The organism is Algoriphagus sp. PAP.12 (assembly GCF_026652115.1).
Classification (GTDB): Bacteria; Bacteroidota; Bacteroidia; order Cytophagales; family Cyclobacteriaceae; genus Algoriphagus.
Genome location: NZ_JAPPSQ010000004.1, coordinates 80107 through 99313, shown reverse-complemented (window position 1 = coordinate 99313; position 19207 = coordinate 80107). Strand labels below are relative to the sequence as shown.

General features: G+C 41.7%; 22 protein-coding genes. All 22 read left to right on the top strand.

Annotated elements, in window-relative coordinates:
• The first annotated feature begins 153 nt into the window (after positions 1-153).
• The 22 genes from rpoB to rpsH all read left to right on the top strand — a co-directional run bounded on the left by rpoB (position 154) and on the right by rpsH (position 19199).
• Entirely contained in the window at positions 154-4029 is a 3876-nt protein-coding gene (rpoB, locus tag O0V13_RS06985) for a DNA-directed RNA polymerase subunit beta (protein ID WP_268034266.1), read from the top strand.
• Between the two features lie 52 nt (positions 4030-4081).
• The gene (gene rpoC, locus O0V13_RS06980; RefSeq protein ID WP_268034265.1) at positions 4082-8389 is read left to right on the top strand and encodes a DNA-directed RNA polymerase subunit beta'; all 4308 of its coding nucleotides are present in this window, start codon (positions 4082-4084) and stop codon (positions 8387-8389) included.
• 64 nt (positions 8390-8453) lie between these two features.
• On the top strand, positions 8454-8777 hold the full coding sequence (locus tag O0V13_RS06975) for a DUF3467 domain-containing protein (RefSeq protein WP_268034264.1): 324 nt from the start codon (positions 8454-8456) through the stop codon (positions 8775-8777).
• Between the two features lie 98 nt (positions 8778-8875).
• The gene (gene rpsL, locus O0V13_RS06970; protein WP_009183384.1) at positions 8876-9265 is read left to right on the top strand and encodes a 30S ribosomal protein S12; all 390 of its coding nucleotides are present in this window, start codon (positions 8876-8878) and stop codon (positions 9263-9265) included.
• Between the two features lie 20 nt (positions 9266-9285).
• Complete coding sequence (gene rpsG / locus O0V13_RS06965) at positions 9286-9753, top strand: 30S ribosomal protein S7 (RefSeq protein ID WP_073572770.1); 468 nt, start codon at positions 9286-9288, stop codon at positions 9751-9753.
• 5 nt (positions 9754-9758) lie between these two features.
• Positions 9759-11882 (top strand): elongation factor G, encoded by a 2124-nt coding sequence (gene fusA / locus O0V13_RS06960; protein ID WP_268034263.1) that lies wholly within the window; start codon positions 9759-9761, stop codon positions 11880-11882.
• Positions 11883-11894: 12 nt separating this feature from the next.
• Positions 11895-12200, top strand: a complete 306-nt coding sequence (rpsJ, locus tag O0V13_RS06955) for a 30S ribosomal protein S10 (RefSeq protein ID WP_024284766.1) — start codon at positions 11895-11897, stop codon at positions 12198-12200.
• A 248-nt stretch (positions 12201-12448) separates the two neighbouring features.
• The gene (rplC, locus tag O0V13_RS06950) at positions 12449-13081 is read left to right on the top strand and encodes a 50S ribosomal protein L3 (RefSeq protein ID WP_268034262.1); all 633 of its coding nucleotides are present in this window, start codon (positions 12449-12451) and stop codon (positions 13079-13081) included.
• 3 nt (positions 13082-13084) lie between these two features.
• Complete coding sequence (gene rplD, locus O0V13_RS06945) at positions 13085-13714, top strand: 50S ribosomal protein L4 (protein WP_268034261.1); 630 nt, start codon at positions 13085-13087, stop codon at positions 13712-13714.
• Positions 13715-13718: 4 nt separating this feature from the next.
• Complete coding sequence (gene rplW, locus O0V13_RS06940) at positions 13719-14006, top strand: 50S ribosomal protein L23 (RefSeq protein WP_073572773.1); 288 nt, start codon at positions 13719-13721, stop codon at positions 14004-14006.
• Between the two features lie 13 nt (positions 14007-14019).
• A complete protein-coding gene (rplB, locus tag O0V13_RS06935; RefSeq protein ID WP_268034260.1) occupies positions 14020-14844 on the top strand; it encodes a 50S ribosomal protein L2 in 825 nt (274 codons plus the stop codon).
• 2 nt (positions 14845-14846) lie between these two features.
• Complete coding sequence (gene rpsS, locus O0V13_RS06930; protein WP_026956450.1) at positions 14847-15125, top strand: 30S ribosomal protein S19; 279 nt, start codon at positions 14847-14849, stop codon at positions 15123-15125.
• A 2-nt stretch (positions 15126-15127) separates the two neighbouring features.
• Positions 15128-15520 (top strand): 50S ribosomal protein L22, encoded by a 393-nt coding sequence (gene rplV, locus O0V13_RS06925; protein ID WP_268034259.1) that lies wholly within the window; start codon positions 15128-15130, stop codon positions 15518-15520.
• A 9-nt stretch (positions 15521-15529) separates the two neighbouring features.
• On the top strand, positions 15530-16261 hold the full coding sequence (gene rpsC, locus O0V13_RS06920; protein WP_026956452.1) for a 30S ribosomal protein S3: 732 nt from the start codon (positions 15530-15532) through the stop codon (positions 16259-16261).
• A gap of 23 nt (positions 16262-16284) precedes the next feature.
• Positions 16285-16704: a 50S ribosomal protein L16 gene (rplP, locus tag O0V13_RS06915; protein ID WP_268034258.1), complete on the top strand. Its 420-nt coding sequence runs from the start codon at positions 16285-16287 to the stop codon at positions 16702-16704.
• Positions 16705-16713: 9 nt separating this feature from the next.
• Positions 16714-16896: a 50S ribosomal protein L29 gene (gene rpmC, locus O0V13_RS06910; RefSeq protein WP_073572778.1), complete on the top strand. Its 183-nt coding sequence runs from the start codon at positions 16714-16716 to the stop codon at positions 16894-16896.
• 18 nt (positions 16897-16914) lie between these two features.
• The gene (rpsQ, locus tag O0V13_RS06905; RefSeq protein ID WP_073572779.1) at positions 16915-17178 is read left to right on the top strand and encodes a 30S ribosomal protein S17; all 264 of its coding nucleotides are present in this window, start codon (positions 16915-16917) and stop codon (positions 17176-17178) included.
• 2 nt (positions 17179-17180) lie between these two features.
• Positions 17181-17549: a 50S ribosomal protein L14 gene (rplN, locus tag O0V13_RS06900; protein ID WP_026956456.1), complete on the top strand. Its 369-nt coding sequence runs from the start codon at positions 17181-17183 to the stop codon at positions 17547-17549.
• Positions 17550-17551: 2 nt separating this feature from the next.
• On the top strand, positions 17552-17896 hold the full coding sequence (gene rplX, locus O0V13_RS06895; RefSeq protein ID WP_268034257.1) for a 50S ribosomal protein L24: 345 nt from the start codon (positions 17552-17554) through the stop codon (positions 17894-17896).
• Positions 17889-18449 carry a 50S ribosomal protein L5 gene (gene rplE, locus O0V13_RS06890; RefSeq protein WP_268034256.1) on the top strand — a complete coding sequence of 187 codons (561 nt, stop codon included), beginning with the start codon at positions 17889-17891 and terminating at the stop codon, positions 18447-18449. The genes rplX and rplE overlap by 8 nt, the downstream gene beginning before the upstream one ends.
• A 2-nt stretch (positions 18450-18451) precedes the next feature.
• Positions 18452-18721, top strand: coding sequence for a 30S ribosomal protein S14 (gene rpsN / locus O0V13_RS06885; protein WP_268034255.1), 270 nt, complete (start codon positions 18452-18454; stop codon positions 18719-18721).
• Between the two features lie 82 nt (positions 18722-18803).
• Positions 18804-19199 (top strand): 30S ribosomal protein S8, encoded by a 396-nt coding sequence (rpsH, locus tag O0V13_RS06880; RefSeq protein WP_268034254.1) that lies wholly within the window; start codon positions 18804-18806, stop codon positions 19197-19199.
• The last annotated feature ends 8 nt before the right edge of the window (positions 19200-19207 follow it).

The window sequence follows — 19207 nt, the reverse complement described above, 5'->3', positions numbered from 1 at the left end:
GGCCAAATCCGAACCAATTGGTTTAGGTTTAGCCCTAAGACCTGACTAATAAAGTCAGGTCTTTTCCTGTTTATGCACAGGTAAAAAATTGCATTATACTAAGCGAAAATTGTCATATTTCGTTATTTAATTTCACTATAAACATACACTACCTTGGCTATCAAGAATCAAACCGAAAGGAAAAGTTTCTCCTCCATTAAGGTGGTCAAAGACTATCCGGATTTTCTAGATATTCAATTGCAGTCTTTTAAAGACTTTTTCCAATTGGATACTCCTGCTGAAAAGCGCCGGGCAGATGGGTTATTTAAAGTTTTCTCTGAAAATTTCCCTATCTCTGATTCCAGAGAAAATTTCACTTTGGAATTTATCGACTACGCAGTAGACCCTCCAAAATATAGTGTTGGGGAATGTATTGATCGAGGATTGACCTACTCTGTTCCTTTGAAGGCAAAATTGAGATTACTTTGTCATGATGAGGACAACGAGGACTTCGAAACAATCGAACAAGAGGTTTTCTTAGGCAATTTGCCTTATATGACCGAAAAAGGTTCATTTGTCATCAATGGTGCGGAGCGTGTGATTGTATCTCAGTTGCACAGATCACCAGGTGTATTTTTTGCTCAAAGTAAGCACACTAACGGTACGAAATTATACTCTGCTCGTATCATTCCTTTCAAAGGTTCTTGGATTGAATTTGCTACAGATATTAACAATGTCATGTATGCTTATATCGATCGTAAGAAAAAATTCCCTGTAACCACTCTTTTGAGAGCTATAGGTTATGGATCTGATAAAGATATCTTGGACCTATTCGGACTTTCTGAAGAGGTTTCTGCGACTAAAACTGCTCTTAAGAAAGCTGCTGGTAGAAAATTGGCGGCGAGAGTTTTGAGAACTTGGGTAGAAGATTTCGTAGATGAAGATACAGGTGAGGTAGTTTCCATCGATAGAAACGAAGTATTGCTTGAGCGTGATACCGTTTTGACAGATGAAGACATTGAAATGATTTTGGATTCAGGCTCTAAGTCTATCATCCTTCATAGAGAGGATGTGAACATTGCTGACTACTCCATTATATATAATACACTTCAGAAAGATAACTCCAACTCTGAGAAAGAAGCGGTTGAAGTTATCTATCGTCAGTTGAGAAATACTGAAGCACCTGATGAAGCAACTGCTCGTGAGGTGATTCACTCTTTGTTCTTCTCTGACAAGCGATACGATTTGGGTGAAGTAGGTAGATATAGAATCAACAAGAAGTTGGGTCTTGATATCGAAGCAGAAAAAATCGTATTGACCAAAGATGATATCATCTATATCGTTAAGTACTTGATCGGTTTGATCAACTCCAAAGCGGTAGTCGATGATATTGATCACTTGTCCAACAGACGTGTAAGAACTGTAGGTGAGCAGTTGTATAGCCAGTTTGGTGTTGGTTTGGCGAGAATGGCAAGAACAATCCGTGAGCGTATGAACGTACGTGACAACGAGGACTTCAAACCGGTTGACTTGATCAACGCTCGTACACTATCTTCAGTGATCAACTCCTTCTTTGGTACCAACCAGCTTTCCCAGTTCATGGATCAAACCAACCCATTGGCAGAGTTGACTCACAAGAGAAGACTTTCAGCTTTGGGTCCAGGTGGTCTTTCCAGGGAAAGAGCAGGTTTCGAGGTTCGTGACGTTCACTATACACACTATGGTCGTCTTTGTACTATTGAAACTCCAGAAGGTCCAAACATTGGTTTGATTTCCTCTCTTTGTGTTCACGCAAAAGTGAACTCAATGGGTTTCCTTGAAACACCTTATAGAAAGGTAAATGAAGGTAAAGTGGGAATGAAGACTGAGGACATCGTTTTCTTGACTGCTGAAGAAGAAGATAACCATAACATTGCCCAAGCAAATGCTCCTTTGGATGAAAAAGGTGCATTTGTCAACGAGAAGGTAAAAGCAAGATTTGAGGGTGACTTCCCAGTATTGGAGCCAACTGAAATCAGCTACATGGACGTTGCTCCTAACCAGATCGTTTCTGTTGCAGCATCTTTGATTCCTTTCTTGGAGCATGATGATGCGAACCGTGCTTTGATGGGATCCAACATGCAGCGTCAAGCTGTACCATTGTTGAAAGCCGAAGCACCGATTGTAGGTACGGGTTTGGAAGGCAAAGCTGCCATCGACTCCAGATCTTTGATCATCGCTGAAGCAAATGGTGTCATTGACTATGTAGATGCTAAGAAAATCACTGTGAAGTATGACCTTACAGACGATGAATTGTTGGTGAACTTTACAGATGAATATAAATCATACGACCTGATCAAGTTCAGAAGAACCAACCAAGATACGACTATCAATTTGACTCCTTTGGTATTGAAAGGGCAGAGAATTGAAAAAGGTCAAGTTCTAGTGGAAGGCTATTCTACCAACAACGGTGAACTTGCTTTGGGTAAAAACCTTCGCGTGGCTTACATGCCTTGGCAAGGATATAACTTCGAGGATGCGATTGTGATTTCTGAGCGAGTAGTTCGTGAAGATATATTTACATCCGTTCACGTTGAAGAATTCCAGCTTGAGGTAAGAGATACCAAGCGTGGGGAAGAAGAATTGACTTCTGAAATCCCTAACGTTTCTGAAGATGCAGTGAAGCATTTGGATGAAAATGGAATCATCGCTGTAGGAGCCGAAGTAAAAGAAGGTGACATCATCATCGGTAAGATCACTCCTAAAGGAGAAACTGATCCTACTCCAGAAGAGAAGCTTTTGAGAGCGATCTTCGGTGATAAAGCTGGTGATGTGAAAGATGCTTCTTTGAAAGCTTCTCCTTCCTTGAATGGTGTGGTGATCGAAACCAAACTATTCTCAAGACCTAAAAAGGATAAAGACAACAGAGCGAAAGCTAAAGCAGAAGTTGAAAAACTGAAAGCGAAGTATTCCAAGGATCTATTGGGCATCAGAGCTCGTATGATCAACAAATTGGTGACTTTGCTTGACGGTAAAACTTCTTTGGGTGTGAAGCATAAATTTGGTGATGAGATCATCAGCAAAGGAATGAAATTCAACCATAAGAACATTGAGAACAACTTGTTCCCTGCTAAGAACCCTTACAGAGACGAGTCTAACTACAATGTTCCAGAAGAAGCGAACTTGATTTCTGATATCATTTTGGATGATTGGACTGACGATGCACACATCAACAATCTAATTGTTCAATTGGTGAAAAATTACACCAACTCTAGAAACGAAATCTCTGGTCTATTCAAGAGAGATCGATTCACTCTAGAAGTAGGGGATGAGCTTCCAGCTGGTATTGTTCAGCTTGCCAAAGTTTACATCGCTAAGAAACGTAAGTTGAAAGTGGGTGATAAGATGGCAGGTAGACACGGTAACAAAGGTATCGTGGCTAGAATCGTTCGTGACGAAGACATGCCATTCCTTGAGGACGGTACTCCTATGGATATCGTATTGAACCCACTAGGTGTACCTTCCCGTATGAACATTGGTCAGATCTTCGAAACAGTTCTAGCTTGGGCTGGTAAGAAAATGGGTAAGAAATACGCTACTCCAATCTTCGATGGAGCTTCTATGGAAGAAGTTTCTCACGAATTGGAATTGGCCGAACTTCCAGCATACGGACGTACTTATCTATATGACGGTCTTTCTGGTGTGAAATTCGACCAACCAGTTACTGTAGGTATCGCTTACATGTTGAAACTAGGTCACTTGGTGGATGACAAGATGCACGCAAGATCTATCGGTCCATACTCTTTGATTACACAACAACCTCTGGGTGGTAAAGCTCAGTTTGGTGGTCAGAGATTTGGAGAGATGGAAGTTTGGGCATTGGAAGCATTTGGTGCATCACACGTACTTCAGGAAATCCTGACAGTAAAATCTGATGACGTAATCGGAAGAGCGAAAGCTTACGAAGCGATCGTGAAAGGTGAAAACCTTCCTAAGCCTAACATTCCTGAATCATTCAATGTATTGGTTCATGAATTGAGAGGCTTGGCTCTTGAAATTACCCTAGATTAATTTGGCTCTTTAGGGCAGGTCAAACTGCCCTTCACATATCTTTCAAAAAACTATGGCGTTCAGAAAAAACAAAAAACTCAACAATGACTTTTCGAGAGTTACCATCAGTTTGGCTTCCCCAGAATCTATTCTGGATAGCTCAAATGGTGAGGTAACCCAGCCAGAGACTATCAATTATAGAACTTACAAGCCTGAAATGGGCGGTTTGTTCTGTGAGAGAATCTTTGGTCCAGTGAAGGACTGGGAGTGTCATTGTGGTAAATATAAGCGCATCAGATATAAAGGCATTATCTGCGACCGTTGTGGTGTAGAAGTGACTGAAAAGAAAGTACGTCGTGAGCGTATGGGGCACATCGAATTGGTGGTTCCTGTAGCCCATATTTGGTACTTTAAATCTCTTCCTAACAAGATTGGTTACTTGTTGGGTCTTCCTACCAAAAAGTTGGACCAAATCGTTTATTACGAACGTTATGCGGTAGTTCAACCTGGTATCAAAGCTGAGGATGGAATTCAGTATCTAGACTTCTTGACTGAAGACGAGTACTTGGATATCATGGATAAGCTTCCAAAAGAAAACCATATGTTGGATGACGATGATCCTAACAAGTTCATCGCCAAAATGGGTGCTGAAGCATTGGAGATGTTGTTGGCAAGATTGGATCTTGATGATCTTTCTTACTCACTTCGTCACCAAGCCGCAACTGATACTTCTCAGCAAAGAAAAGCAGAAGCTTTGAAGCGTCTGAAAGTAGTAGAAGCATTCCGTGATGCAAGAACCAGAATCGAAAATCGCCCTGAGTGGATGGTAGTTCGCATGGTTCCAGTGATTCCACCGGAATTGCGTCCATTGGTTCCTTTGGATGGAGGTCGTTTCGCGACTTCTGATTTGAATGACCTATATAGAAGAGTAATTATCAGAAACAACCGTCTGAAGAGATTGATCGATATCAAAGCTCCAGAGGTGATTTTGAGAAATGAGAAGCGTATGCTACAGGAAGCTGTGGATTCACTTTTCGATAACTCTAGAAAAGTAAATGCGGTAAGATCTGATGGTAACCGTGCTTTGAAGTCCCTTTCCGACATGTTGAAGGGTAAGCAAGGTCGTTTCCGTCAAAACTTGCTTGGGAAGCGTGTGGATTACTCCGGTCGTTCTGTAATCGTAGTAGGTCCAGAATTGAAGCTTCACGAGTGTGGTCTTCCTAAAAATATGGCGGCTGAGCTTTTCAAACCATTTATCATCAGAAAACTGATCGAAAGAGGTATTGTTAAGACAGTAAAATCCGCTAAGAAAATTGTGGATCGTAAAGATCCTGTGGTTTGGGATATCTTGGAAAACGTATTGAAAGGACACCCTGTTCTTCTAAACCGTGCCCCAACTCTTCACAGATTGGGTATCCAGGCTTTCCAGCCGAAATTGATCGAAGGAAAAGCAATCCAGCTTCACCCATTGGTATGTACTGCATTCAACGCCGATTTTGACGGTGACCAAATGGCGGTTCACGTACCACTAGGACATGAAGCGATTTTGGAAGCTTCCACTTTGATGCTTTCTGCTCACAACATCCTTAACCCTGCGAATGGTGCTCCTATTACAGTACCTTCTCAAGACATGGTTTTGGGTCTTTACTATGTGACAAAAGGCAAAAAATCTACTCCTGAAGAGCCAGTTGCTGGTGAAGGAATGACTTTCTACAGCAGTGAGGAAGTTGTGATCGCCATGAATGAAGGACAGGTTTCTAAGCATGCGAACATCAAATGTAAGGTGAACGTACGTGGCGAAGACGGTGAAATCAAAGAAGAAATCATCGAAACTGTTGCTGGTAGATTGATCTTCAACCAGTTCGTGCCTGAGGAAGTAGGATATGTAAATGAATTGCTTACAAAGAAGAAATTGCAGCAAATCATTGCTAAAGTAGTGAAGGTATGTGGTATCGCACGTACTGCTCAATTCTTGGATGATATCAAGCATCTAGGATTCCAAATGGCATACCAAGGAGGCTTGTCAATGGGATTGAATGATGTAATTATCCCAGCTGAGAAAGAGCCAATGATCGCCAAAGCAAAAGAAGAGGTAGATCAGGTTTGGAACAACTACTTGATGGGTCTAATCACAGACAACGAAAGATATAACCAGGTAATTGATATCTGGACTCGTACCAACTCTCATTTGACTAATAATCTAATGAAGAAGATGGAAGAGGATAAGCAAGGTTTCAATGCGATCTACATGATGATGCACTCAGGAGCTCGTGGTTCCAGAGAACAAATTCGTCAGTTGGGTGGTATGAGAGGTCTGATGGCTAAGCCTCAGAAAAACTTGCAAGGTTCCGTAGGTGAGATTATTGAAAACCCAATCCTTTCCAACTTTAAAGAAGGTCTGGATGTATTGGAATACTTTATCTCCACTCACGGTGCTCGTAAAGGTCTTGCCGATACAGCCCTTAAAACTGCTGATGCGGGTTATTTGACTCGTCGTTTGGTGGATGTAGCTCAGGATATGATCGTAACCGAAGAGGATTGCGGTACTTTGAGAGGGTTGGTTGTTCAGCCATTGAAAGATAATGACGAGATCGTAGAACCACTTTCTGAAAGAATCCTAGGTAGAGTTTCTGTACATGATGTATATGATCCTGTTACTGACGAATTGATCTTGCCAGCTGGTATCGAAATTGATGATGAGATTGCCAAGCGTGTTGATGAGTCTGCAGTTGAGGAAGTTGAGATCAGATCAGTATTGACTTGTGAGACGAGAAGAGGAGTTTGTTCCAAGTGTTACGGACGTAACTTGGCAACTGGTAAAATGGTCCAAGCTGGTGAATCTGTCGGTGTTATCGCTGCACAGTCAATCGGTGAACCAGGTACTCAGTTGACATTGAGAACATTCCACGTAGGGGGTACTGCATCCAACATGGCTGTTGAAGCCAGCATCAATGCTAAATTTGAAGGTACAGTTGAATTCGACGAAGAGTTGAGATTCATCGAGTCTACCAACAAAGATGGTGAACCTGTAACAGTGGTAATGGGTAGATCTGGAGAGATCAAGATCAACGATAAGTCTGGAAAGACTTTGGTTTCCAACCACGTTCCTTATGGTGCATTGTTGAATGTAAAAGATGGTCAGAAGATCGGAAAAGGAGATTCTCTATGTACTTGGGATCCATACAACGCCGTGATCTTGTCAGAATTTGACGGTGAGGTAGAATTCGAATCCATCGTTGAAGGTATTACTTTCAAAGAGGTTGCCGATGATCAGACTGGTTTCCGTGAGAAAGTAATTATCGATACTAAAGATAGAACCAAGAACCCTGCTATCGTAGTGAACTACGGTGAAGACTCTAAAGGATACAACATCCCGGTTGGAGCTCACTTGGCAGTGGAAATTGGAGATAAAGTAAAAGCTGGACAGATCTTGGTGAAAATTCCTAGATCAGTTGGTAAAACTCGTGATATTACCGGGGGGCTTCCAAGAGTAACGGAATTGTTCGAAGCTCGTAACCCATCCAACCCTGCTGTAGTTTCTGAAATCGACGGTGTGGTAACTTATGGTGGTATCAAGCGTGGTAATAGAGAAATCATCATCGAATCCAAAGATGGCGTAATTAAGAAATACATGGTATCTCTTTCTAAGCACATCTTGGTTCAGGAAAATGACTTCATCCGTGCTGGTGAGCCTCTTTCTGATGGAGCAATTACTCCAAATGATATCTTGTCTATCAAAGGACCAACTGCAGTTCAAGAATACTTGGTAAATGAAATCCAGGAAGTTTATAGACTTCAAGGTGTAAAAATCAACGATAAGCACATCGAGGTAATTGTATCTCAAATGATGCAGAAAGTTGAAATCTTGGATGCTGGTGATACTGGATTCTTGCAAGGTCAAGTTGTAGATAAGTGGGCGTTCCGTGAGGAAAACGACAATATCTTGGACAAGAAAGTAGTCAATGATGCTGGAGATTCTTCTACTTTGAAGCCAGGTATGATCATTTCTGCAAGAAGATTGAGAGATGAGAATTCAAGCTTGAAGCGTAAGGATTTGAAATTGGTACAAGTAAGAGATGCTGAAACTGCCGTTTCTAAGCCAACTCTTCAGGGTATCACTGCGGCTTCCTTGGGTACTGAGTCATTTATCTCTGCGGCTTCCTTCCAGGAGACTACTAAAGTACTTTCCGAAGCAGCTATCAGAGGTAAGCGTGATGAGTTACTTGGATTGAAAGAAAACGTGATTGTGGGTCATTTGATCCCTGCCGGTACCGGTCAGAGAAGTTTGCAAAACATCATCGTTGGATCTCAAGACGAGTACGAGAAGCTTTCTGAAAATATGGAAAAGACTGCTCGCAAATCAAGCGAAGCGATTCTTTAATAAATTGAGAATTTTATAATTGAAAGGCCTGTATTCGTACAGGCCTTTTTTAATCCATCAAAATATGAGTGACGAAAAAGGACATAAAATTCCTGATCAACAGATCAATGTAGAACTTTCCGAAGAAGTAGCAGAGGGAGTTTATTCTAATTTGGCGATGATCGCCCATTCCAATTCTGAATTTGTGATTGATTTTATTCGATTGATGCCAGGCGTGCCCAAGGCAAAAGTTAAATCCAGAATTATCGTAACTCCGGATCATGCCAAGAGATTACTAGCTGCTTTGAAGGACAATGTTGAAAAATATGAAGCAGCTTTTGGCAAAATAAATCAAAGTGGAGAGACTCCTCAATTCCCAATGTCTTTTGGGACTCCGGGAGAAGCGTAACAAAAATATAACTACTTAATTTTGTTCGTCTTATTACTTTGTTTACCTTTGCAGTCCAAAATTTAACAGTTTACAGGAAAACTAAATTTTATCAGTTAATGCCTACTATTCAACAGTTAGTAAGAAAAGGTAGAACAACACTGGAAACCAAATCTAAATCAAGAGCTTTGGACGCATGTCCTCAGCGAAGAGGGGTTTGTACCAGAGTGTACACTACTACCCCTAAGAAGCCTAACTCAGCTATGAGAAAGGTTGCAAGGGTGAGATTGACAAATGGAAAAGAAGTGAATGCTTACATTCCAGGTGAAGGTCACAATCTACAAGAGCACTCAATCGTATTGATCAGAGGTGGTCGTGTGAAGGATCTACCAGGTGTAAGATATCACATCATCCGCGGTGCATTGGATACTGCCGGAGTAAAAGACCGTAAGCAAGGTCGCTCCAAGTACGGTGCTAAAAGACCTAAGGCTGCTCCAGCCAAAAAGTAATCAAAAACATTTAAGAAAAAATGAGAAAAGCGAAACCAAAGAAGAGATATATTCTTCCTGATCCCAAGTTCAATGATACCTTGGTGACTAAGTTTGTAAACAGTCTTATGTATGACGGGAAGAAGAGTATTGCTTACACCATTTTCTACGATGCAATCGAAAAAGTAGAATCAAAGGTGGGTGAGAATGGTCTTGAGGTTTGGAAAAAAGCGCTTAACAATATTGCTCCATCCGTTGAGGTGAAGAGTCGTAGAGTTGGTGGTGCTACATTCCAAGTTCCAATGGAAGTCAGACCAGAGAGAAAGATGGCCCTTGGAATCAAGTGGATGATCACCTACGCTCGTAAAAGAGGTGAGAAGACCATGATGGACAGACTTGCTGGCGAAATCATCGCAGCTGCCAAAGGTGAAGGTGCTGCTGTGAAGAAAAAAGATGATACGCACAGAATGGCTGAAGCTAACAAAGCATTCTCTCACTTTAGATTTTAATTAGGATGGCTAAAAGAGACTTAAAATATACCAGAAACATCGGTATCGCAGCTCACATTGATGCCGGTAAAACTACTACCACTGAGCGTATTCTTTTTTATTCTGGTGTATCTCACAAAATCGGTGAGGTTCACGATGGAGCAGCTACCATGGACTGGATGGCCCAGGAGCAAGAAAGAGGTATCACCATTACTTCTGCTGCAACTACCGTGTTCTGGAACTACAGAGACCAAAAATATCAGATCAACATCATCGATACCCCAGGGCACGTTGACTTTACCGTAGAGGTAAACCGTTCCCTTCGTGTATTGGACGGCTTGGTTTTCCTGTTCAGTGCTGTGGACGGTGTAGAGCCTCAGTCTGAGACCAACTGGCGTTTGGCTGATAACTATAAAGTAGCACGTATCGGATTCGTTAACAAAATGGACCGTGCTGGTGCGAACTTCCTTGAAGTTTGTAAGCAGGTGAAGGAAATGCTAGGAAGCTACGCAGTGCCTTTGCAAATCCCTATCGGGGCTGAAGACAAATTCAAAGGAGTTGTTGATTTGATCAACAACAGAGCTATCGTTTGGAACGAAGAAGATATGGGAATGACTTTCAACGAAGTTCCTATTCCTGAAGACATGCTTGAAGAAGTTGAGCAGTGGAGAGAGCATTTGCTTGAAGCTGTCGCTGAGTATGACGAGTCTTTGATGGAAAAATACTTCGAGGATCCAGACTCAATCACTGAAGAAGAGATCTTGGCTGCTTTGAGAGCGGCTACCATCGACATGAAAATTGTCCCTATGGTATGTGGATCTTCTTTCAAAAACAAAGGTGTTCAAACCATGCTTGACTTGGTGATGGAATTGCTTCCTTCTCCACTTGACAAGGATAACATCATTGCTCATGACTTGAACGATGAGGAGAAAGATGTAGTAATCGCTCCTAATGAAGACGAGCCATTTGCAGGTTTGGCATTTAAAATCGCAACAGACCCATTCGTGGGTAGACTTTGCTTCGTAAGAGCGTATTCTGGAGTTTTGGAATCTGGTTCTTACATCTTCAATAGCCGTTCTGGAAACAAGGAGCGTATCTCCAGAGTATTCCAGATGCACGCTAACAAGCAAAACCAAATCGAAGCTTTGAGAGCTGGTGATATTGGTGCGGTTGTAGGATTTAAAGATATCAAAACAGGGGATACCCTTTGTGCTGAAAACCGTAAGGTAGTTCTTGAATCCATGATCTTCCCTGAGCCTGTAATCGGTTACGCTATTGAGCCTAAGACTCAGGCGGACGTTGACAAGCTTGGTATGGCGATCGCTAAATTGGTAGAAGAAGATCCAACTCTTCAAGTAAACACTGATCATGAAACTGGTCAGACCATCTTGAGAGGTATGGGTGAACTTCACTTGGATATCATCATCGACCGATTGAAGCGTGAATTCAAAGTAGAAATCAACCAAGGTGCTCCTCAGGTTGCTTATAAAGAAGCTTTGTTTGGTTCTATCGAACACAAAGAAGTTTACAAGAAGCAGTCTGGTGGTAAAGGTAAATTTGCGGATATCGTATTTGAATTGGGTCCTAAGGATGCAGATCCTGAAACAGGTGAAATCAAGCCAGGACTTGACTTTGTAAATGGTATCGTTGGTGGTGTGATTCCTAAAGAATTTATCCCTGCTATCCAGAAAGGTTTCGCAGAATCTATGAAAAATGGACCTTTGGCAGGTTACCCTGTTGAGTCTATGAAAGTTAGATTGTTCCACGGATCTTTCCACGATGTCGATTCAGATGCTCTTTCTTTCGAATTAGCTGCAAGAATTGGTTTCAAAGAAGCTGCTAAGAAGTGTAGACCACAATTGCTAGAGCCAATTATGTCTGTAGACGTTGTGACTCCTGATGAGTACACTGGTCCTATTACCGGTGACTTGAACAGAAGAAGAGGTTTGATGAAAGGTATGGATACCAAAGGTACTTCATCCGTAATCAAAGCTGCTGTACCTTTGTCTGAGTTGTTCGGTTACATTACCGATTTGAGAACCATCTCTTCCGGTAGAGCAACTGCATCTTTGACATTCTCTCACTATGAGCCTGTTCCTAACAACATAGCTGAGGGAGTAATTGCTAACGTAAAAGGTCAGAAAGACTAATCAATATTTGCGATGAATCAGAAAATCAGAATAAAACTAAAATCATACGATCATAGCCTGGTGGATAAGTCATCAGAGAAGATTGTAAAAGCTGTAAAAGCAACTGGTGCAGTTGTAGTGGGACCAATTCCATTGCCAACTAAGAAAGAAAAGTTTACTGTGTTGAAATCCCCACACGTAAACAAAAAAGCTAGAGACCAGTATCAGCTTTGTACTTACAAGCGATTGGTAGATATCTACTCTAACTCTTCTAAAACTGTAGATGCTTTGATGAAAATCGAGCTTCCAAGTGGAGTTGACGTAGAGATCAAGGTTTGACAAAACCTGAAATTTCATATATCAAAAGGCCTGCATTACCCTGCAGGTCTTTTGTTTTTTTGGGATTTGTAAATGAATCCTTTAAAAATCCCCTCAAATAATGCCCGATTCCAAAGGAAATATTTGCTAAATGTTTGAAAATATAGGAGTTGGGATTTGTTGCAGAATTTTATTTCAGTAACTTTGCAGTCCTTAAAAAGGGCCCAAGCGCATAAACGCTTGTGGATTATCAAATTATCTTAAAAAAGATGTCTGGTATTATAGGTAAAAAAGTAGGAATGACTAGCATTTTCAGTGCCGATGGGCGTAACGTCGCATGCACGCTAATAGAAGCTGGTCCTTGCGTAGTGACGCAAGTAAAAAACGTTGAAACAGACGGGTACAACGCAGTGCAGTTGGCTTATGGTGAGCGAAAGGAGAAAAACACTCCTAAGCCGTTGATTGGTCATTTTAAAAAGGCCGGCACCACGCCAAAGCAAAAAGTTGTTGAGTTCCGTGATTTCCGGGTCGAGTTTGAAGGCCAGGTAGATCTAGGAGCTACGGTGAAGGCCGGAGAAGTGTTTATTGAAGGTGACTTCGTAGATGCTATCGGTACTTCTAAAGGTAAAGGCTTCCAAGGTGTAGTGAAGCGTCATGGTTTTGGTGGTGTGGGTGGACAAACTCACGGTCAGCACAACAGACAAAGACACCCAGGTTCCATTGGTGCATGTTCTTGGCCATCCCGAGTATTCAAGGGTATGAGAATGGCTGGAAGAACTGGTGGTGATAGAGTGAAAGTATTGAACCTTAGAGTATTGAAGGTTTATCCTGAGCAAAATCTCCTTCTAGTGTCCGGTTCAGTACCAGGTCCAAAAAATTCTTATGTAATTCTAGAGAAGTAAGCCATGGAATTAGCAGTAATCAATCAAAAAGGAGAAGACACCGGAAGAAAAGTGCAGTTGTCTGATGAGATCTTCGCGATCGAGCCAAATGACAATGCGATCTATCTGGATGTAAAGCAGTACCTAGCGAATCAGAGACAAGGTACTCATAAGTCTAAAGAAAGAAATGAAATTGCTGGATCTACTAAGAAGATCAAAAAGCAAAAAGGTACCGGTGGTGCCAGAGCTGGATCTTTGAAGTCTCCACTTTTCAGAGGCGGAGGTAGAGTTTTCGGTCCTAGACCAAGAAACTACTCCTTCAAATTGAATAAAAAAGTAAAACAACTTGCTAGAAAATCTGCGCTTTCTTACAAAGTGAAAGACAACAGCTTGTCAGTATTGGAAAATCTTGCATTTGATGCTCCAAAGACAAAAGCTTATCTGGCATTGCTTAATGGATTGGCGCTATCCGATAAGAAGACGCTGTTGGTTCTTCCTGAAGACAACAAAAACGTTTACCTATCCAGCAGAAACCTTCCAAAAGCGAAAGTTGTCACTGTAAATGATGTAAATACTTACCAGCTTCTTAACGCAGACCATTTGGTTCTTTGCGAAGGATCTGTAAGTAAATTGGAAACCATTTTATCGAAATAAGACAATGGATATTCTAAAGCAGCCTTTGATTACAGAGAAGATTTCTGCCATGAACGAAAAAGGCGTTTATGGATTCATCGTAGAGAAAACTGCGAAGAAACCAGAAATCAAGAATGCTGTAGAAAAAGCATACGGTGTGAAAGTGGTATCAGTACGTACCATGAGATATGCTGCGAAGCATAAGACAAGATACACCAAGACAAGAATCGTATCAGGCTTTACCAATGCTTTCAAGAAAGCAATCGTAGAAGTAGCTGATGGAGAGGTAATTGATTTTTACGGAGAAATTTAATTGAATCAATATCATGGCAATTAAAAAGTTGAAGCCTGTAACTCCAGGAACAAGATTTAGAGTGGCTCCTGCTTTTGACGAGATCACTGCGTCAAAACCAGAGAAATCTCTTCTTGCTCCTATCAAGAAGTCAGGCGGTAGAAATAATGAAGGCAAAATGACCGCTCGCTATATGGGTGGTGGTCATAAGAGAAGACTAAGAATTGTAGACTTCAAAAGAAATAAGTTTGGTGTACCTGCTACCGTAAAGGCAATTGAGTACGATCCAAATAGAACAGCACGTCTAGCCCTACTTTATTACGCTGATGGTGCTAAAGCCTACATTATCGCCCCGGAAGGTTTGCAAGTAGGACAAACAGTGATTTCCGGAGAGCAAGTTGCTCCTGAAGTGGGTAACGCAATGCACATGTCAAGCATCCCAATGGGTACAATTGTACACTGTATTGAGATGAAGCCAGGAAAAGGTGCTGCAATGGTAAGAAGTGCTGGTGGATATGCACAGATTGTTGCTCGTGAGGGTAAATATGTGACCATCAAACTTCCATCCGGAGAGATGAGACTTATATTGGGTAACTGTATGGCAACTATTGGTACTGTATCCAATGGTGACCATATGAACGTGGTATTGGGTAAAGCCGGTCGTAAGAGATGGCTTGGTGTTAGACCTCGTACAAGAGGTGTGGCTATGAACCCAGTCGATCACCCAATGGGTGGTGGTGAAGGTAGATCTTCCGGTGGACATCCTAGATCTCGTAAGGGTCTATTGTCTAAAGGTAAGAAAACCAGATCACCTAAAAAGTATTCAAACAAGTTCATCGTTAGCAAAAGATCTAAATAATTATGGCACGTTCATTAAAAAAAGGTCCTTATATCGAGCATCACCTGGTAAAGAAAGTGGACGCTCAGAACGAATCAGGAAAGAAATCTGTCATCAAGACTTGGTCAAGAAGATCTATGATTTCTCCAGATTTCGTAGGACATACCTTCGCTGTGCATAACGGAAACAAGTTTATCCCGGTATTTGTAACAGACAACATGGTAGGTCACAAGCTAGGTGAATTTGCTCCTACCAGAAATTTCAGAGGCCACATTGCCAAAAAAGATAAAGGAAAGAGATAATCATGGAAGCAGTAGCAAGATTAAATAACGTTCCTACCTCTCCACGCAAAATGCGTCTTGTAGCTGACTTGGTCAGAGGCAAAAGAGTGGGATTGGCATTGAGCATATTGAAGTTTACTCCAAATCATGGATCCATTAAATTGGAAAAACTTCTTCTTTCTGCGGTTGCCAACTGGCAAGCTAAAAACCCAGATGCAAAGCTTGAGGAAGCTGATCTATATATCAAAACCGTCATGGTGGACGAAGGTAGATCTCTTAAGAGATTGAGACCTGCTCCTCAAGGTCGTGGTCATAGAATCCGCAAGAGATCCAATCATGTAACTCTAGTAGTTGATGCATTCAACGCTGAAGAAGTTACCGCTGATGTAGTAGAAACAAACGAAAAGGCAAATTAAGAACAGACTATGGGACAAAAGATCAACCCAATAGGATTTAGACTTGGTGTAGTCAAAGGCTGGGATTCCAACTGGTACGGAGGAAAAGACTTTGCTGAAAAACTACACGAAGATCAAAAAATCCGTAAGTACGTCCTTGCCAGAATTCCTAAGGGTGGGATTGCTAAGGTGATCATTGAGCGTACGCTTAAGAGAATCACACTTACCATTCATACCGCTCGTCCAGGTGTAGTTATTGGTAAAGGTGGAGCCGAAGTAGATAAGCTTAAAGAAGAGCTTAAGAAGCTTACCAGCAAAGACATTCAAATCAACATCTTTGAAATCAAAAGACCTGAATTGGATGCCAAATTGGTTGGTGAGTCTATCGCTCAGCAGCTTCAGGCTAGAATATCCTTCCGTAGAGCAATGAAACAAGCCATTGCAGCATCCATGAGAGTGGGAGCAGAAGGAATCAAAGTTAAACTTTCTGGTCGATTGGGCGGTGCCGAAATGGCACGTTCTGAAATGTACAAAGAAGGAAGAATTCCTCTTCACACATTGAGAGCAGACATTGATTATGCGATCTCCGAAGCTTTGACAGTTTACGGAATCATCGGAATCAAAGTATGGATCTTCAAAGGTGAAGTGTACGGTAAGAGAGACTTGTCTCCAAATCAAGGTGCAGCTAACGAGCCTAAGGGCGGGAGAAACGCTGGTCCTAAGAGAGACGGTGGTCCAAGACGTAGAAAAAGAAATAACTAATTTTCACCGATAAGTGAGAAATCATGTTACAGCCGAAAAGAACTAAATATAGAAAAATGCATAAGGGCCGTGTCAAAGGCATCGCACAAAGAGGGCATACGCTTTCTTTTGGCAACTTTGGCATCAAATCCCTTGAAGCAGGATGGATCACCTCTCGTCAGATCGAAGCAGCTCGTATCGCCATGACAAGAGCAATGAAAAGAGAAGGACAGGTTTGGATCAGAATTTTCCCTGACAAACCTATCACCAAGAAGCCTGCTGAAGTACGTATGGGTAAAGGTAAAGGTGCTCCTGAGTATTGGGTAGCAGTTATCAAGCCAGGAACCATCCTCTTCGAAGCTACTGGTGTATCTATGGAGACTGCAAAAGAAGCTTTGAGATTGGCTCAGCAGAAACTTCCAGTTAGTACCAATTTTGTTGTTCGTAGAGACTACGCAGAATAATTAGGAACTATGAAAAATACAGAGATCCTTTCACTTTCCGCAAGTGAAATCGCTGAGAAAATCAGCGCTGAGAAAACGAACCTGAGCAAGCTACAGTTTGCTCACTCAATTTCTCCTATTGAGAATCCTAACAGAATCCGCGAGACCAAGCGTCTGATCGCAAGATTGAAGACTGCATTGGCTGCGAAATAATAGCTAACAGAAAAGAAAATGGCTACGATCGAAAGAAATCTTCGTAAAGAAAGAATTGGTAAAGTCGTAAGCAACAAGATGGATAAATCCATTACTGTAGCCGTGGAACGTAGAGTTAAGCACGGGATCTATGGTAAATTCGTTGCCAAGACTACCAAATTTATGGCTCATGACGAGAAAAACGAGTGTAACGAAGGCGACCTCGTTAAAATTAGCGAAACTCGTCCGCTGAGTAAGAACAAGCGTTGGAGATTAGTTGAAATTATAGAAAGGGCTAAGTAATCATGATACAGCAAGAATCCAGACTAAGTGTGGCGGACAACTCCGGTGCCAAAGAGGTATTGGTCATCCGCGTATTGGGAGGAACTAAAAAGCGATATGCTTCTATCGGTGATAAAGTTGTCGTGACTGTAAAGTCAGCCCTATCTTCCAGCAACATGAAAAAAGGTACCGTTTCAAGAGCGGTTATCGTAAGAACCAAAAAAGAAGTAAGACGTAAAGACGGATCTTACATCAGATTTGAAGACAACGCTGCTGTCTTGTTGAACAACAACGATGAGCCTAGAGGTACTCGTATCTTCGGGCCAGTTGCCAGAGAGTTGAGAGAGAAGCAGTTTATGAAAATCGTTTCTTTGGCCCCTGAAGTATTGTAATCATGGAAAGAAAATTCAACAAGCAACAAAAGTTGCATATCAAAACCGGAGACACCGTGAAGGTGATCGCAGGTGATGACAAAGGAAAAACAGGAACTGTTCTTTCTGTAGATACTGCTAAAAACAGAGCGTTTGTAGAAGGTGTTAACATCGTGACTAAGCACGTGAAACCTACCGCTGCTAAGCCTCAAGGTGGAATCGAAAAGAAAGAAGCTCCAGTACATATCAGTAACCTGATGCTTGTAGATCCTAAAACTGGTGAAGCTACCAGAACTGGTCGCAAGGCAGGTGACAATGGTAAATTAGTAAGATACTCTAAGAAAACAGGGGAGGTGATCAATGGCTAATCCTAGAATGAAAGATAAGTATGTGAACGATATCGTTCCTGCTTTGAAAGAGAAATTCCAGTATTCTTCCGTAATGCAAGTACCTAAGTTGGAGAAAATTGTCTTGAACAAAGGTATCGGTGCTGCTGTGGCTGACAAGAAATTGGTTGACCAGGGTGTGGAAGAGCTTTCTTTGATCACTGGCCAAAGAGCAGTAGCTACTAAAGCAAAGACTTCTGTTTCCAACTTTAAGTTGAGAGAAGGAATGCCTATCGGAGCTAAAGTTACTTTGAGAGGATCTAAAATGTATGAATTCCTTGACAGATTGATGACCGTGGCACTTCCACGTGTTCGTGACTTCAAAGGAATCTCTGACAAAGGATTCGATGGTAGAGGTAACTACTCTTTGGGTGTAACAGAGCAAATCATTTTCCCAGAGATCTCTATTGAGAAAGTAAACAGAATCTCCGGTATGGATATCACATTTGTGACCACCGCAAATTCTGACGAAGAAAGCTTCGCATTGTTGAAGGCTTTCGGAATGCCGTTCGTTAACAAAAATAATCAAGAATAATCATGGCAAGAGAGTCCATCAAAGCTCGCGAGAGAAAAAGAGAACGTCTGGTAGCCAAGTATGCCCAAAAAAGAGCTGAGCTGAAAGCAGCTGGTGATTATGAGGCCCTTGACAAATTGCCAAAGAACGCTTCTCCGGTAAGACTTCACAACAGATGTAAGCTTACTGGTCGTCCTAAAGGCTACATGAGAAAGTTTGGTATCAACAGGGTAACCTTCCGTGAAATGGCCTCAGCAGGCAAAATCCCGGGAGTGACTAAGTCCAGCTGGTAAAATAACGACAGTAGTTTTTATTTAAAAAATCAATTCGTAACTTTGCACGCCCAAAACGGGTGCAGCTAGACTATATAATATCATGACTGATCCAATAGCCGATTATCTAACTAGATTGAGAAATGCCATCAAGGCTTCTCACAGAATCGTCGAGATACCTGCTTCTAACATCAAGAAGGAGATCACTAAAGTATTGCATGACAAAGGATACATCCAGAACTACAAGTTCGAGGAGAATGGACCTCAAGGCACTATCAAGATCGCTTTGAAGTACAATCCTACTACTAAGCAAAATGCTATCGTGAGCTTGAAGCGTGTTAGTACGCCAGGTTTAAGAAAATATGCGAAACACAATGAGCTACCTAGAGTAATCAATGGTTTGGGTATCGCTGTAGTTTCGACCTCAAAAGGGGTAATGACTGACAAAGAAGCCCGCACCGAAGGTATCGGGGGCGAAGTACTTTGCTACGTATATTAATTTACTAT